This window comes from Telluribacter humicola, assembly GCF_017355935.1.
Taxonomy (GTDB): Bacteria; Bacteroidota; Bacteroidia; order Cytophagales; family Spirosomataceae; genus Telluribacter; species Telluribacter humicola.
Window position 1 is genome coordinate 46,110 of record NZ_JAFIQT010000006.1, and the last position, 14,132, is coordinate 60,241.

14 protein-coding genes are annotated in these 14,132 nt (G+C 47.0%); 8 read left to right on the top strand and 6 right to left on the bottom strand.

What is annotated here, in order from left to right; genetic code table 11:
* The first annotated feature begins 28 nt into the window (after nucleotides 1-28).
* Nucleotides 29-1,180, top strand: a complete 1,152-nt coding sequence (gene lepB / locus JUB14_RS21170) for a signal peptidase I (protein WP_207508830.1) — start codon at nucleotides 29-31, stop codon at nucleotides 1,178-1,180.
* Nucleotides 1,181-1,301: 121 nt separating this feature from the next.
* Here the strand turns inward: lepB and JUB14_RS28035 are convergent, their stop codons facing one another.
* On the bottom strand, nucleotides 1,302-2,048 hold the full coding sequence (locus JUB14_RS28035; RefSeq protein WP_310586178.1) for a hypothetical protein: 747 nt from the start codon (nucleotides 2,046-2,048) through the stop codon (nucleotides 1,302-1,304).
* Nucleotides 2,049-2,532: 484 nt separating this feature from the next.
* Here JUB14_RS28035 and dprA point away from each other — a divergent pair, with 484 nt between their 5' ends.
* A complete protein-coding gene (dprA, locus tag JUB14_RS21180; protein ID WP_207508831.1) occupies nucleotides 2,533-3,591 on the top strand; it encodes a DNA-processing protein DprA in 1,059 nt (352 codons plus the stop codon).
* 7 nt (nucleotides 3,592-3,598) lie between these two features.
* Nucleotides 3,599-4,237, top strand: coding sequence for an AlbA family DNA-binding domain-containing protein (locus JUB14_RS21185; protein ID WP_207508832.1), 639 nt, complete (start codon nucleotides 3,599-3,601; stop codon nucleotides 4,235-4,237).
* 53 nt (nucleotides 4,238-4,290) lie between these two features.
* Here the strand turns inward: JUB14_RS21185 and JUB14_RS21190 are convergent, their stop codons facing one another.
* Together JUB14_RS21190 and proS are read right to left on the bottom strand one after the other, a co-directional pair.
* The gene (locus JUB14_RS21190) at nucleotides 4,291-4,722 is read right to left on the bottom strand and encodes an FKBP-type peptidyl-prolyl cis-trans isomerase (RefSeq protein WP_207508833.1); all 432 of its coding nucleotides are present in this window, start codon (nucleotides 4,720-4,722) and stop codon (nucleotides 4,291-4,293) included.
* 80 nt (nucleotides 4,723-4,802) lie between these two features.
* Nucleotides 4,803-6,278 carry a proline--tRNA ligase gene (proS, locus tag JUB14_RS21195; RefSeq protein WP_207508834.1) on the bottom strand — a complete coding sequence of 492 codons (1,476 nt, stop codon included), beginning with the start codon at nucleotides 6,276-6,278 and terminating at the stop codon, nucleotides 4,803-4,805.
* A gap of 179 nt (nucleotides 6,279-6,457) precedes the next feature.
* Between proS and JUB14_RS21200 the strand changes: the two genes are divergently transcribed.
* Entirely contained in the window at nucleotides 6,458-7,786 is a 1,329-nt protein-coding gene (locus JUB14_RS21200) for a hypothetical protein (RefSeq protein WP_207508835.1), read from the top strand.
* 134 nt (nucleotides 7,787-7,920) lie between these two features.
* Nucleotides 7,921-9,465, top strand: a complete 1,545-nt coding sequence (locus tag JUB14_RS21205; protein WP_207508836.1) for an OmpP1/FadL family transporter — start codon at nucleotides 7,921-7,923, stop codon at nucleotides 9,463-9,465.
* Between the two features lie 97 nt (nucleotides 9,466-9,562).
* Here JUB14_RS21205 and JUB14_RS21210 read toward each other — a convergent pair whose 3' ends face one another.
* The 3 genes from JUB14_RS21210 to JUB14_RS21220 form a co-directional block, all read right to left on the bottom strand.
* Nucleotides 9,563-10,066, bottom strand: coding sequence for a shikimate kinase (locus tag JUB14_RS21210; RefSeq protein WP_207508837.1), 504 nt, complete (start codon nucleotides 10,064-10,066; stop codon nucleotides 9,563-9,565).
* Nucleotides 10,067-10,074: 8 nt separating this feature from the next.
* A complete protein-coding gene (locus JUB14_RS21215) occupies nucleotides 10,075-11,169 on the bottom strand; it encodes a BT_3928 family protein (protein ID WP_207508838.1) in 1,095 nt (364 codons plus the stop codon).
* A gap of 79 nt (nucleotides 11,170-11,248) precedes the next feature.
* A complete protein-coding gene (locus JUB14_RS21220; protein ID WP_310586179.1) occupies nucleotides 11,249-11,794 on the bottom strand; it encodes a DUF1599 domain-containing protein in 546 nt (181 codons plus the stop codon).
* Between the two features lie 13 nt (nucleotides 11,795-11,807).
* Between JUB14_RS21220 and folP the strand changes: the two genes are divergently transcribed.
* From folP to rpsT, 3 genes are all read left to right on the top strand, one after another.
* On the top strand, nucleotides 11,808-12,683 hold the full coding sequence (folP, locus tag JUB14_RS21225) for a dihydropteroate synthase (RefSeq protein WP_207508840.1): 876 nt from the start codon (nucleotides 11,808-11,810) through the stop codon (nucleotides 12,681-12,683).
* A gap of 42 nt (nucleotides 12,684-12,725) precedes the next feature.
* Nucleotides 12,726-13,535, top strand: coding sequence for a diadenylate cyclase CdaA (gene cdaA / locus JUB14_RS21230; RefSeq protein WP_207508841.1), 810 nt, complete (start codon nucleotides 12,726-12,728; stop codon nucleotides 13,533-13,535).
* Nucleotides 13,536-13,704: 169 nt separating this feature from the next.
* Nucleotides 13,705-13,962 (top strand): 30S ribosomal protein S20, encoded by a 258-nt coding sequence (gene rpsT, locus JUB14_RS21235; RefSeq protein WP_207508842.1) that lies wholly within the window; start codon nucleotides 13,705-13,707, stop codon nucleotides 13,960-13,962.
* The last annotated feature ends 170 nt before the right edge of the window (nucleotides 13,963-14,132 follow it).

Consider the following 14,132-nt stretch of genomic DNA (forward strand, 5'->3'; position numbering starts at 1 on the left):
TTACATTGTTACTTACAAAAACTCAAAAATGACCACTAAAAACAGGACTTTCGAAAGGGAAGCAGAGCGAAGAGATACATCTAACGGCAAAAAGAAATCAGCTACCCGCGAATGGTTTGATTCTATACTGTTTGCGGTAGTGGCTGCCACCCTTATCCGCTGGCTTTTCTTTGAAGCCTTCACCATTCCGACCCCCTCAATGGAAAATAGCCTGTTGGTAGGCGATTTTCTGTTCGTAAGTAAGCTCCACTATGGTACGCGTACGCCCAAGACACCTCTGCAGGTACCTTTGACTCACCAGACTATCTGGGGAACCAATATATCATCTTATTCGGATGCTATTCAGTTGCCTCAGTACCGTCTGCCGGGCTTTTCGGAGGTGAATCGGGGTGATGTAGTAGTATTTAATTATCCTCCCGAGCTGCAGCATCCGGTGGATCTGCGTACTAACTATATTAAGCGTTGTGTAGGCTTACCGGGAGATACACTGGTGATTAGGGATGCGCAGGTATATGTAAATGGGAAAGCCATTGAAAATCCTCCCCGCATGGAAGATGAGTACTTTGTAGCTACTAGTACAGCGGTTAATGAAGATAAAGTATTCAAAGAGAATGGTATCTCTGAGTATTACAGCTATTCAGAAACGTTTGGTGATTCTATTCCTGCCAATGACGAATCAGGTTATATAGTATATACAACCTCTGCCATTGCTGCCAAGCTCAAAGAGTATGATTTTGTGAAGGATGTACGGGTAGTAAAAGCTTCCAGCGACTATGTTGAGCCTGGCCTGTACCCACAGTCACCATTATTCAAGTGGAATCGTGATAACTATGGTCCAATAGTAATTCCCGCCGAAGGTATGACCATCCAGTTGACTCCGGAGAATGTAGCCCTCTATAAAGATGTTATCAAGAATTATGATGGGAACGAGAATGTAGCTATCGATGGCAATAACATCAGCATTGGTGGCCAGGCTATCACCTCTTATACCTTCAAGCAGGATTACTACTTCATGATGGGTGATAACCGTCACAACTCGGCTGACTCACGCTACTGGGGCTTTGTACCTAAGGATCATATTGTAGGAAAAGCGGTGTTTGTATGGATGTCTATTGATCCTAACCCAACCAGCATAGCCAACAAAATTCGCTGGAACCGCTTATTCCGGGTAATTGAATAAGAATTATCCTACATGTAGAGCATAAAAAAAGAGTCGCCATTTGGCGACTCTTTTTACTATCAGTCCATTGATAAAGCATAGGCTTATTATTCGTATTCGCTACGCCTATCAATAAAGCTGATTAGTATCTATCTTTATCTCTGTCAGTAGTACCGAACCGGTCACTATCTGTACTGCCATACCGATCACGGTCGCTTGTACCAGTAGTACCTGTATTACCCGAATAACCGGTTGATCCGGTTGTACTGGTATTTCCGGTAGTACTCCATGAGCCGCTATCCCATCCTGTATGAATATTCTCACCACGGTATGATCTCCAGGTGTCTGATATCTTCATACCTTCTTCACGGGAGCGAGGCTGTACACCTACTACAATACCACCTTCCTTGATGCTGTTTTCATAAACCTCTGCGCGTTCCTTAGGAATACCTGATCCTACCAGAGCACCAATGATACCTCCTGTCAGACCACCAGCACCAGCACCCGTAAGTCCAGCTACAATGGGGCCTGCTACTACCAGTCCAAGACCAGGAATGGCAACTGCAGTACCTATGGCAGCGATAGCACCAATGATAGCACCAGCTGTACCACCGATCGCAGAGCCAATGCCCGCTTTTTCCATTGCCTTATTACCAAGTTCTGAGCGGTCCTCTTTGTCGACACCCTTAAAGTGGGTATCGCGGGTATCGTTAGACATTAGAACTGAAATTTCATCGCGCGAATAGCCCATATCAATCAGTGACTGGTAAGCTCTCTCCGCATCGTCTTTGTCTCTGAATACACCGGTAATAGTACCTGTTTCATGATCAAAGTTTGAATCGTGAGAAGTTGATTTGTAATCGCGGTCTGAATCTCTGAAATTTTCCATAACAAAAAAGGTTTGTGGGATTGTTAGTTATATATGATACGTGTATGAAATGATAAATAATCATACCAATAAGTCACCAATGGTGGATATAGCTGGGCCAATATACGTAGCCTTAATAGCCAGCCTGTAAGGTGTTTTATCACTTTATAAACTTTGGGAAGCCTTAAATGCGAGGATTTTAGAGAAGGCGTTGGAATTATTAGTGATAAAAAAAATTTGTTAAAGTTTTCGAAGCCTGGTGTGTGGTAAGAAGGTCAGTTACATAATCTCAACTGCTGTGAAATTAAATGCACAGGTAGTATTCTGACAGGATCAAAAGTCATGTCAGGTACAGATGTTGCTATACCAATCATAGGAATGACTTCGGAAAATTTATCTAATTTGCTTTAGCAATTGAGTAAGGAAATATTTCTGTATGCACGATAAGGAAGAGGATTCTATATATACATTAGCACTTGTTTTTACACCCGGAGTTGGATCAGTCATGATCAGACAACTAATCAGCTATTGTGGTGGTGCAACGAATGTATTTAAGGCTGATTACAAGAAGTTGATAAAAATACCGGGCATTGGCGATAAAGCGGCCCGAATCATTCTTCAGAAGCAGGGGGTGGAACTGGCTCAGAAAGAATGGATACGTTGTCAGAAGGAGGGCGTTCGATTATACTTTTACACAGATTCGGATTATCCCCGCCGATTGAAGCCTCTCTACGATTCACCAATGGTACTATATAGCCAGGGCAAGATGGAACTGAATGCTCACCGTACAGTAGGTATAGTAGGTACCCGGCAGGTAACTGATTACGGCAAGACCATCACCGAGTCGATAATCCGGGATCTGGTACCTTATCATCCATTAGTGGTAAGCGGTCTGGCTTATGGAGTAGATATCACAGCGCATCGGGCTTGTCTGAAGCACCAGATTCCCACGGTAGGCGTGATGGCAAGTGGCGTGGATGTGATCTATCCGGCGGTACACAGGCGTACGGCCCAGGACATGCAGCAGAACGGCGGTATCCTAACCGAGAATCCCATCGGTACCAAGCCCGACTCTAAACGATTTCCGGCCCGTAATCGTATCATAGCCGGCCTGAGCGACGTTACTATAGTGGTAGAGTCGACCAGGAAGGGAGGAAGCCTGATCACCGTTGAGTATGCCCAGAACTACCACCGGGAGGTATATGCGGTACCCGGCCCTCTGACAAGTCCACAATCAGAGGGCTGTCATCAGTTGATCAAAGACAATAAGGCTGCGGTATTTACAACGGTGGACGAAATGGCCGAAGCGCTGGGGTGGAAACGTGGTAAACAGCCCGAACCCACTACTCAGACTAATACGCCTGAACCAAATCACATATTCGAAGGCTTTACTCAGGAAGAAGGGCAGGTGCTATCGCTCTTAAAACGACAGGGTGATATGCAGCTGGACGAACTAAGCTGGCAGAGTGGAATCCACCTAGGCAAACTGGCTACGCTATTATTAAATCTGGAATTTCAGGGTATGGTGCGTTCATTACCCGGCAAAAAATACGCACTTGTATAACTAATCTATGGCGAATGCATCTAAAAGTACACTGGAGTTGATCCAGATGGGGGAAGGCCTCACAATTGAATTTAAACGCAGTATTGATAGTCCTTTCCGAATTGCCCGTACGCTGGCCTCGTTTGCCAATACTTCGGGGGGGACATTACTTGTAGGAGTAGCAGACAACAGGGATGTAGTAGGAGTACTTTCGGAGTTGCGTGAAATGCAAAAGCTCGAAAAAGCCAGTACACAGCTGGTCGAGAAAGAACTGCTTATTCAGTACAAAGCCATCAGGCTGGGTACTAAGCTGGTATTGAGGATAGAGGTAGAGGAAAGTGAAGATAAGCCTCACTATGCTATCAATGAAAAGGGGGAACGGATCATATATATCCGGACCAAGGACAAAAGCGTACCGACCAACCGCCTCATGCTACCTGGTGAAGCAGACGCGGATACGGACAAGTTGCTCGCTTCCAAACAGGTCAAAACTATCATTCAGTACCTCAAGCAGAATGACCTGATTACGGATAAGATTCTTTCGCAGATGATTAATATCTCTGAAAAAAGAGCTTCCCGTATGCTGAACGACCTGGCCGAGAAGAGCATTCTGCTTCGCCTGAGCCACTATAAGCCCATTGCATATAGTCTTAAGCTGGCCAAATAACAGAAAAGGGAAGCTCTAATTGCCTCCCTTTTCTGTTAGTGAACGAATATGGACTACTCGATATCTACGAGTTCCAGTTCAAATACCAGATCTTTGCCGGCCAATGGGTGGTTGGCGTCTAATACTACTGTATCTTCGGTAACATTTCTTACGACAACCGGGATCACCTGACCGCTACCATCCTGGTGCATGTTCAGGGTAGTACCGATTTCCAGAGGAATTTCAGCAGGAATCTCTTTACGATCAAAATTGATTACCAGGTCTTCATTTATATCTCCGTAGGCTTCGTTGCTTGGAATATGAATGGTCTTTTTCTCGCCCACTTCCATGCCCGTTACGCCCTCGTCAAATCCTTTAATTACTTGTCCGCTTCCGAGTTGGAATGAAAGAGGATCACGTCCGGCCGAAGAATCGAACAGTTGTCCGTCAGGTAGTGTGCCAGTGTAGTGCACTTTAACGGTATCACCGGATTGTGCTGTTTTCATGTTGTTTTTCTTTTTTAGGATGTAAAAAACTATAAACAATAGGTAAAGCCTAAATTGTTCACTATTGTTCTAATAAATAATTAGTAGGAACGTGCAAACACAACCCTACGGCTGGAAGGCTTACCGGTCAGAATACAGGTACCTTTTTCTACGGGAGCATTCAATGGGATACAACGAATGGTAGCCTTAGTTTCTTCCTTGATCCGCTCTTCGGTTTCAGGCGTACCATCCCAGTGGGCCAGAACAAATCCTGCTTTTCCATCCAGTACTGCTTTGAATTCCTCATAGGTATCTACCTTGGTGGTGTTGTCCTCCCGGAACGCCAGCGCCTTGTTGTAGATTGACTGCTGAATATCATCCAACAGGTTACTGATATGAGTAGAGATGCCTTCCAATGATACCGTCTCCTTGGTTTTGGTATCCCGACGGGCTACTTCTACGGTACCGTTTTCCAGATCACGCATACCCATAGCCAGGCGAACAGGTACTCCACGAAGCTCATATTCGGCAAATTTCCAGCCGGGCTTGTTGGCGTCACTGTCGTCAAACTTCACACTGATGCCCATCTTCTTTAGCTCCTTCCGGATCTCATCGGCTTTCTCACGCAGCTGGCCCAGTTGCTCTTCATTCTTAAATATAGGTACGATCACCACCTGTATAGGAGCCAGCTTGGGAGGCAGTACCAGACCACTGTCATCAGAGTGAGCCATGATGAGTGCTCCCATCAAGCGGGTACTTACACCCCACGAGGTACCCCATACGTGTTCAAGCTTACCGTCACGGTCCTGAAACTTTACATCAAAGGCCTTGGCGAAGTTCTGACCCAGGAAGTGAGAAGTTCCGGCCTGCAGCGCTTTGCCGTCCTGCATGAGTGCTTCGATACAGTAGGTCTCGAGGGCTCCGGCGAAGCGTTCGTTAGGCGTTTTGACCCCACGAACCACAGGTACTGCCATCCACTCTTCGGCGAAGGTAGCGTATACTTCCAGCATCTGTTCGGTTTCGGCTATGGCTTCCTGAGCGGTAGCGTGTGCCGTATGACCTTCCTGCCACAGAAACTCGGCTGTACGCAGGAACAGACGGGTACGCATTTCCCATCGTACTACGTTGGCCCACTGGTTAATAAGTAGCGGGAGATCGCGGTACGATTGGATCCAGTTCTTATAGGTACTCCAGATAACGGTCTCCGAAGTAGGCCTTACGATTAATTCTTCTTCTAATTTTGCATCGGGGTCTACAACCACTCCCTTGCCATCTGGGTCATTCTTTAAACGGTAGTGGGTAACGACGGCGCACTCCTTGGCAAAACCCTCCACGTGGTCGGCTTCTTTGCTAAGATAAGATTTTGGGATAAAAAGAGGAAAGTAAGCGTTGGTATGGCCGGTTTCTTTGAACATATCGTCCAAAGCCCGCTGCATTTTTTCCCAGATTGAGTATCCGTAGGGTTTGATAACCATGCATCCGCGTACGGCTGAATTCTCGGCCAGATCGGCCCTTCTTACCAGTTCATTGTACCATTCGGAGTAGTTTTCGCTACGAGAAGGTAAGGCTTTACTCATGAGTAGTAGTAGTTAGTATACAATTGGTGACGTATTGCCGGGCAAATACGCTTAAAGGTTGCAAAGATAGTTTTTTATGCTATATTTGTACTTAACAAAGTTTCTCTATCGTTGAGTAAATAACAGGAACATATTTAGGATTTTTTGAGTTAATTAATAGAATATAACCCGATTGTGCCATGACTACCTTACGAAATGTGAAGTACTTGTCGGTGGTTGCTCTCATAGGGGTTTGGGGTTGTTCCTCTAACCAATATGCATCGCGCTCCGGGGTAGAGTATGATGATCTTTATGGCAACTCATCTGATGTTGAGGTAGCCGTAAAAAATCGACCTACCAACGAAGCCCGTAGTCGCTACGACAATCCCGATTTTCAATCTACTGAAGGCGTTGCTGCTAATGAAGGCACCGCCGATTACTACGACGAAAACTATCTGTCATCCCGCAAGGTGCAGCGTCCTGTTTCTGATGAAGTAGGATACAACGCTGGTTTCCGTGAAGGATACCTGGCTGGACGGACTGCCGTTTTTGATCCATTTTTCATGAATTCCTACGGAGGCTTCTGGCCTGGCGCCAGTGCTTCTTTCAGTATGGGCTTCCAGATGGGAGTCAACCGTTCCCTGCGTATGGGATTCAGCCCTTTTATCGGTATGGGAATGGGCAGTATGTATGCTATGAACCATATGGGCTACAGCCCATGGGGTATGTATAGTCCCTGGGGCATGGCTAGCATGCCGTATGGTGGTTATGGCTATGGTGCTCTCGGCTGGGGTAGTCCATTTGGATTCAGTATGTATGATCCTTTCTATGGCTACTCAGGCTTTAACAACTGGGGCAGTCCTTACGGAGGTATGTATGGATATGGTTATAATCCGTGGGCCTACAACCGTCCGGTGGTAGTTGTAAACAATAACAGCGACCGTAATGAGTATCGCCGTACCTACGGTCCTCGTGGAAGTGCCACTGGTCGCAGTACTGATACCTATAACCGTGACTTTGTAAACACCACCCGTAGCAGCCGTAATAATAATGCTACCGGTCGTCAGGGAGCCAATGGCGGATATGATAATTCAGCTACTAATAACTCCCGTGGTACTACCAGCAGCGATGCTTACTACGCTAGACCAAGAAGCAATAGCAGTGGAACCTACTACAGTGGTGAGAGCCGCACGGGCCGTACAGGTGCTGCCGGTACATCTACCTACTCAGGTAACACTACCCGTGGTTCTTCGTCTAACAGCGATTATTACTACTCACGTCCCCGCTCCAACAGCAGCGGAACGTACTCAGGAAGCAACGGTACCAGCCGTAGCTACGGAACCAACAGTCAACCGTCCAGCAGGACCTACGATAGTGGAACGCGTAGCAACTCTACCTACCAGGCTCCCTCTCGCCAGTCTTCTCCTTCGTGGGGAAACCAGAGCAGCCCGCGTAGCAGTGCTCCGGCCTCAGCGCCATCAAGCAGTGGCGGTGGCAGCAGCGCTCCCCGTTCGCGTGGTCCTAGATGATAAGAGTTGAATGAAATAGGTGAAACAAGATTCACCGAAGTGAGTTATATACAAAGACCCCGTAGAATGTGATATTTTGCGGGGTCTTTCGTTGTTATATAAATAGCTTATTCTACTACAATACTATACAGTCCATGAAAAAAACAGGAATATTGATAGGTGGCATGGCCGCGTTACTGCTGTCTCTGCCTACTCAGGCGCAATATGCCTACGATGCATTACGGTTCTCCGAAATGTTTCAGACGGGAACAGCCCGCTTTCAGGGCATAGGTGGTAACCAGGCTTCGCTGGGAGGAGACGCCAGTGCGATCACAGGAAATCCGGCAGGTCTGGGATTTTACAATCGCTCTGAGCTGAGTATAAGTCCGGCCTTTACTAACATCAATACCCGGAGCAGCTATACCGGCCAGGTTACGACCGATGGCAAGACGACTCCCAATCTGGCTAACGTTTCTCTCGTTATTGCAGGTAATCCGCAGAGTTACAACCGCAAGTGGAAACGTACCTCTATTGGTATATCATTCTCCCGGCAGCAGTCATTTCAGAACCTCTTTACCTACCGGGGAACCAACAACCGCTCTTCATTTGGAGATTACGTCGTTGAGCAGGCCAACGCCCGTAATATTTCGGCTGAGCGCCTGGATATGGATGATTACAATCCCAACTCCAACGAAGCCTACTCACTGGAAGGTGCCTACTACCAGCTTTACCTCATTAATCCTTCTACCGCGGTGGGACCTCCGTACTTCCGTTATGATCGCAACAGCCCAACCGATCAGATAGGTACTTTTGAGTCAAAAGGAGCTCATTCACAGTGGACCTTTGCCTACGCAGGCAACTACGCGGACAAGCTGTACATAGGCCTTTCATTAGGTTTTAACCGCATTAACTACAACTACACGCATACATTGGATGAGCGTTATACGGGGGGGCAGGTATTCAGAGGGCTTACGCATACCGAGGACCTGAATGTGACCGGCAACGGTCTGAACGGAACTCTGGGGCTTATCTATAAGGCGACCCCTACTTTGCAGCTAGGCGGATCTATTACATCACCTACCTTTATGTCTTTGCGTGAGACATTTAATGAGGTAGCATCAGTGGACGTGATAGGCATACCTGCAGATAACCAGACTACCTTTTTGCCGGATATCACCCAGATACCTCTGGCTCCCAATGATTTTGAATATAGCATAACCAGTCCGCTTCGGGCATCGGGTGGAGCTACCTACTTCTTTGGTACCAGTGGATTTCTTTCGGGTACTGTTGAGTACGTTGGCTACCGGGGCATGCGGGTGAACTCCCGTAACCTGAGTGGAATTGACAACACCAACTTCCGGAATGAAAATAACGGTGAGATCAGGAATACCTTCAATAATACGGTCAATGTACGACTTGGAGGTGAGGCCCGTATCAATCAATTCCGTGCGCGGGCGGGTATAGCCTACTTGGGCGATCCTTATCGTTTTATGCTGGATGGCCTGGATCGTAGCAAGCTGCTGTTCTCTGGTGGAGTAGGTTTCCGCAGCGAGCGTTTCTTTGTAGATGTTACAGGTTCCTACTATACCTTCAAATCTACCTTTACGCCTTACGTGCTGAACAATCCGAATGACTACGCATCGGTAGATATCAATAACCGGAATGTAAACGTAGTACTGACTCTAGGTACTTTCTTCTGATGCGCTAGCAATAGAAGTCTTGGTACATACACAACTAATAAGGGCTGCCGGATTACCGGCAGCCCTTATTAGTTGTGATTTTAAATAGAAGCTACTGTTACAGAAACGGTCGGATAAGGTACAGAAGCGTGTCAATATCCGTTTCTCCCGAAATGGTCAGGTCGGCCCGGGAGTAGTAGGGGAGTCGTGCCTCGTACTTCAGAGTCAATTCTTTTTCTAAAGATGACACTCCTGACAGCAGTGGCCGGTCGTCCTGGCCGTGGTTCTCGATCCGCTGAGCCAGGATGGCGGGCGGTACATCCAGAAACACACTTACACCATTTGCTTTGATGAAGTCCATGTTGTCGAAAAAGCAGGGTACTCCGCCCCCGGTCGCTATAACCAGTCCCCGATTGGGTAAGGTAGCTTTGAGGATGCGACTTTCGACCTCCCTGAAGTACCCTTCTCCTTTTTGGGCAAAGATTTCTGGAATGGTCATCTGCTGATCTTTTACAATCAGCTTGTCCATATCTACAAACCGGTACCATAGCTCCTTGGCCAGCCTTTTGCCAAGAGTGGATTTGCCCGATGAAGGCATTCCTGTCAGAAATATATTCTTCATCGGCTCTACTAACTGTTTACTTTCGCTACTACTTCCTCGGCTGTTGGAGTATCATTGTAGTGCCACTTGCCTTTAACGGTACCCTCATTGAGTAGCCATATGCCCGGGTTCGAGCGGGAGATGGTTTTCAGAACGGTAGCATCCGCGTAGTAGTAGGGTACATTGAGCTGCTGAGCCTTGATGAACTTCTCCATTTCAGTACCACTGGCTGATGTCAGGATGATTGGCTCAATACCCTGAGCCTTTACCTCCTTCATCAGTTTGCGGATATCTGGGAAAGCTGCCAGATTCAAGTCTTTCAGATTCTTGATGATGATAAAGAGCTTTTTGCCTTCAAAGGTAGCCTGAGTAAAGTCGCCTTCGTCGTTCCAGGTCCGGTAGTCAGTAATTTTAGGCTTAGCGTTCTCATTCAAGATTACCATCTCCTTAAACTTGTAGGTAGTATCCGAAGGAAACTGCTCGTACTCGTATTCATTGCCATCTTTTTCGAACACGTACTTGTACCGCAGGGGCTCCGAAGGCTGCATCTGCGTTGGGATATTAGCTCCCTCTTTGTAAGGAAGTAGGTCCAGGATGGGCAGGTGACGAATGGCGTAGAAGGCGACTCCCAGGGAGAATACCGTAGCAGTCACGACAATGAAACCCGTAGGAAGTGCCTTAAACAGGTGACGCTGCCAGAGGATAATAAGGATAAGTACCAGCAGGAATATGTCTTTACCAAACGAAGTCCATGGCTTAAGCTTGATCGCATCCCCAAAGCAGCCGCAGTCGGTCACCTTGTTGAAGTAGGCCGAATAAAACGTCAGGAAGGTAAAGAACACAATTATGATCAGCAGCAGCCATGATACAGTTTTGGGCTTGTAGCTGACCAGCAGCGCTACTCCAAGGATAACTTCAGCGGCACAAAGGAAAACTGAGAAGTAAAGCGCAAACGGGACCAGCGCCATGAAAAAGTCGTGCAGGGCAGGTACATCGGTGGCAAACACCTCGAAGTACTCTTCCAGCTTGATCTGGGTACCAACGGGATCATTTAGTTTGATCAATCCCGAGAATATGAATATGACTCCTACTACTACGCGGGCTAATTGAGCAACAATCTTCATGATAGAATCAAAGAGGGTTTATATAGCAAAGTACAATCCGGCTGATTTATTGCCGGATATGTTCAGAAATCTGGTGCTGTTAGTTAGTTAGCAGTGCGTTGGACTTAATCAGGCAGAACACTGAGTAGTTGATGATATCCTGATAACCAGCCTTCACTCCCTCCGATACCAGCGTGTGTCCCTGGTTATCTTCAATCTGCTTAATGCGCAGCAGTTTCATCAGGATAATATCCGTCATGGAGCTTACGCGCATATCCCGCCAGGCCTCGCCGTAGTCGTGGTTCTTGTTAAATAGCAGTTGCTTCACTTCCTCCACCTGCTCATTGTACAGACGGCTGAGCTCATCGGAGTCGAGTTCGCCGGGCTTTTGGTCCAGGGCGATCTGGATTAGAGCCATTACGCAGTAGTTGATGATACCGATAAACTCTCCCGAGATACCATCCTCTACTTTCTGGACGCCTTTCTCCTGGATCGTACGGATACGCTGGGCTTTGATAAATATCTGATCGGTGATAGATGGCAGACGCAAAATCCGCCACGAGGTACCGTAGTCTTTGTTTTTCTTTTCAAAAAGGTCTTGGCAATGTCGGATGATCTCCTGATATTCCGCTTCGGTAGATTTCACAGCAATTAAAAGTATGGGTAGCGATTTAACTGATAATACATCGCAAGATATAAAAAAAACACTCAATGTAGGGGGACGTATAGTGGAGCTTTCAACTCCGCTGGTCATGGCTATTCTGAATATCACACCTGATTCATTCTTTACCGGCGGCCGTGTCAGCACCGATCCAGACGAGGTGGTACAAAGGGCAGGGGAGATGCACGAGCATGGTGCCGCCATTCTGGATGTAGGCGGGTACTCCACCCGGCCTGGAGCTCAGGAGGTAAGCCAGGCCGAAGAGCTGGATCGGGTACTACCCGTGGTCGAAACCATCCATAAACATCTGCCGGATGCACTCATTTCGATAGATACCTTCAGGTCGGGAGTAGCTATGGAAGCTGTACGGGCCGGTGCTGCTATTATCAATGACGTATCGGGTGGTACCCTGGATGCGGCCATGTTTGATACCGTAGCAGCCCTGAAGGTACCTTACATCCTGATGCACATGCGCGGTACTCCCCAGACCATGACCAAACTCACCCACTACGAGCGGCTGGTACCTGATATCCTGAAAGAGTTACAGCAAAAACTGGTTGAACTACGGCAGAAGGGAGTAGCTGATGTCATCATTGATCCTGGATTCGGATTCGCCAAAACCGTAGCCCAGAACTTCAGGCTTATGAATAATTTGAGGGAGTTTCACCAGCTGGGCTGCCCCCTGCTGATAGGTATTTCCCGTAAGTCCATGGTTTGGCGTACATTAGGTGTTACAGCTGAGGAAGCACTTAACGGAACTACGGTACTAAATACGCTGGCTCTGCAGCAAGGCGCAAACATACTGCGGGTTCACGATGTTCGTGAAGCAGTCGAAGCCGTCAAACTTTGGCAATTAACAGTCGTCAGGGACTAAAAAATAATATAATTTAGGCCCACATTTAATTCACACATCATTATGCAAGTTGGCTTTCTGTCAGTTCAATGGACTGATCTGCTGGATATACTACTCGTTGCTTTCTTACTTTATCAGATTTATTACCTCGTCAAGGGGAGTATTGCCAGCCGGGTATTCCTGGGGTATATGCTGGTGTACATCTTTTACCTTATCGTCAAAGGCCTTGGACTTGAACTACTAACGTCCATTCTGCAGTACTTTATGGGGGTAGGAGCCATTGCCCTGATCGTAATATTCCAGCAGGAGATCCGACGTTTTCTGCTGATCATAGGTAAGTCTACCGTTTTCTCAAACAACCGCCTTCTATCCAAAATATTTGGAGCCGCCGAGGTCGGTGTACATACCCAGGCCCTCAAAGAAGTGGTAGAGGCCAGCCGTACGATATCGTCGGACTTTAATGGCGCTTTGATCGTCATTAAGAAAAAAGACGACCTTGAAAAGTTCATCCTTACCGGTGAGCAGCTGGATGCCCGCGTATCCAAGCCTCTGTTAATTTCTCTTTTTAATCAGTATAGCGTACTTCACGACGGAGCCGTGATCATACAGGAGGGACGCTTAAAAGCTGCTCGCTGTGTACTGCCCGTAGCAGATGGTGATGATGTACCGTCCACACTGGGATTCAGACACAGGGCGGCGATCGGGATGAGTGAAACAACCGATGCGGCCGTTGTCGTCATATCAGAACAGACAGGACGTATCTCACTATCGGTAGAAGGTGAATTGTACAACAACATTCCTCCGTCGGAGTTGGAAATCCGATTGAAAGAATATCTGCTGTCAGATACGCTACGTCCGCCGCAAAAGGATTAGCCGTAGTAACCGGTTCAGTAATAATGACGTGAGCTTGTACGGAGGTGGGGGAGCCGGAGCCGGGCAAAACGTTGGAAATAGAATATAATTGCTGCCAAAATTTTGCATTTAAGGTAGATATGCCTATTTTTGCAGACCTTTTCAAGTATAGAAAAACATCATTTTAAAAATGGCAAATCATAAGTCTGCATTAAAGCGTATTCGTGCCAACGAAACCAAGCGTCTGCGTAACCGTTACCAGCACAAAACTACTCGTTCTTATATCAAGAAATTAAGAGGTACTCAAGAACAGGAGGCTGCTTCACAACTATATAAGACAGTATCTTCTATGCTGGACCGTCTGGCTAAGAAAAACGTTATTCACAAGAATAAGGCCGCTAACCAGAAGTCAAAGTTGGCTAGATTCGTAAATTCACTAGCTGCTTAATAGCACTACCTGATAAAAAAATTGAGACCCCGATGGCTTATAGCTGTCGGGGTTTACTGTTTTTGTTCAATCCCAAATCCTGCGAAAGTATACCTGTAAAGGAGGTATGCCATCCAATTTATGCTTTGCTTCGGCTGAACAAGCCGGTTAAATATCCGTTTACTAATAAT

Coding starts and splice junctions, on each gene's coding strand:
- proS (WP_207508834.1), bottom strand. CDS start 6,278: ATGAGTAAAGCCTTACCTTCTCGTAGCGAAAACTACTCCGAATGGTAC.
- JUB14_RS21215 (WP_207508838.1), bottom strand. CDS start 11,169: ATGAAGATTGTTGCTCAATTAGCCCGCGTAGTAGTAGGAGTCATATTC.
- cdaA (WP_207508841.1), top strand. CDS start 12,726: ATGCAAGTTGGCTTTCTGTCAGTTCAATGGACTGATCTGCTGGATATA.
- JUB14_RS21210 (WP_207508837.1), bottom strand. CDS start 10,066: ATGAAGAATATATTTCTGACAGGAATGCCTTCATCGGGCAAATCCACT.
- JUB14_RS21200 (WP_207508835.1), top strand. CDS start 6,458: ATGACTACCTTACGAAATGTGAAGTACTTGTCGGTGGTTGCTCTCATA.
- dprA (WP_207508831.1), top strand. CDS start 2,533: ATGATCAGACAACTAATCAGCTATTGTGGTGGTGCAACGAATGTATTT.
- folP (WP_207508840.1), top strand. CDS start 11,808: ATGGGTAGCGATTTAACTGATAATACATCGCAAGATATAAAAAAAACA.
- rpsT (WP_207508842.1), top strand. CDS start 13,705: ATGGCAAATCATAAGTCTGCATTAAAGCGTATTCGTGCCAACGAAACC.
- JUB14_RS21190 (WP_207508833.1), bottom strand. CDS start 4,722: ATGAAAACAGCACAATCCGGTGATACCGTTAAAGTGCACTACACTGGC.
- lepB (WP_207508830.1), top strand. CDS start 29: ATGACCACTAAAAACAGGACTTTCGAAAGGGAAGCAGAGCGAAGAGAT.
- JUB14_RS28035 (WP_310586178.1), bottom strand. CDS start 2,048: ATGGAAAATTTCAGAGATTCAGACCGCGATTACAAATCAACTTCTCAC.
- JUB14_RS21185 (WP_207508832.1), top strand. CDS start 3,599: ATGGCGAATGCATCTAAAAGTACACTGGAGTTGATCCAGATGGGGGAA.
- JUB14_RS21205 (WP_207508836.1), top strand. CDS start 7,921: ATGAAAAAAACAGGAATATTGATAGGTGGCATGGCCGCGTTACTGCTG.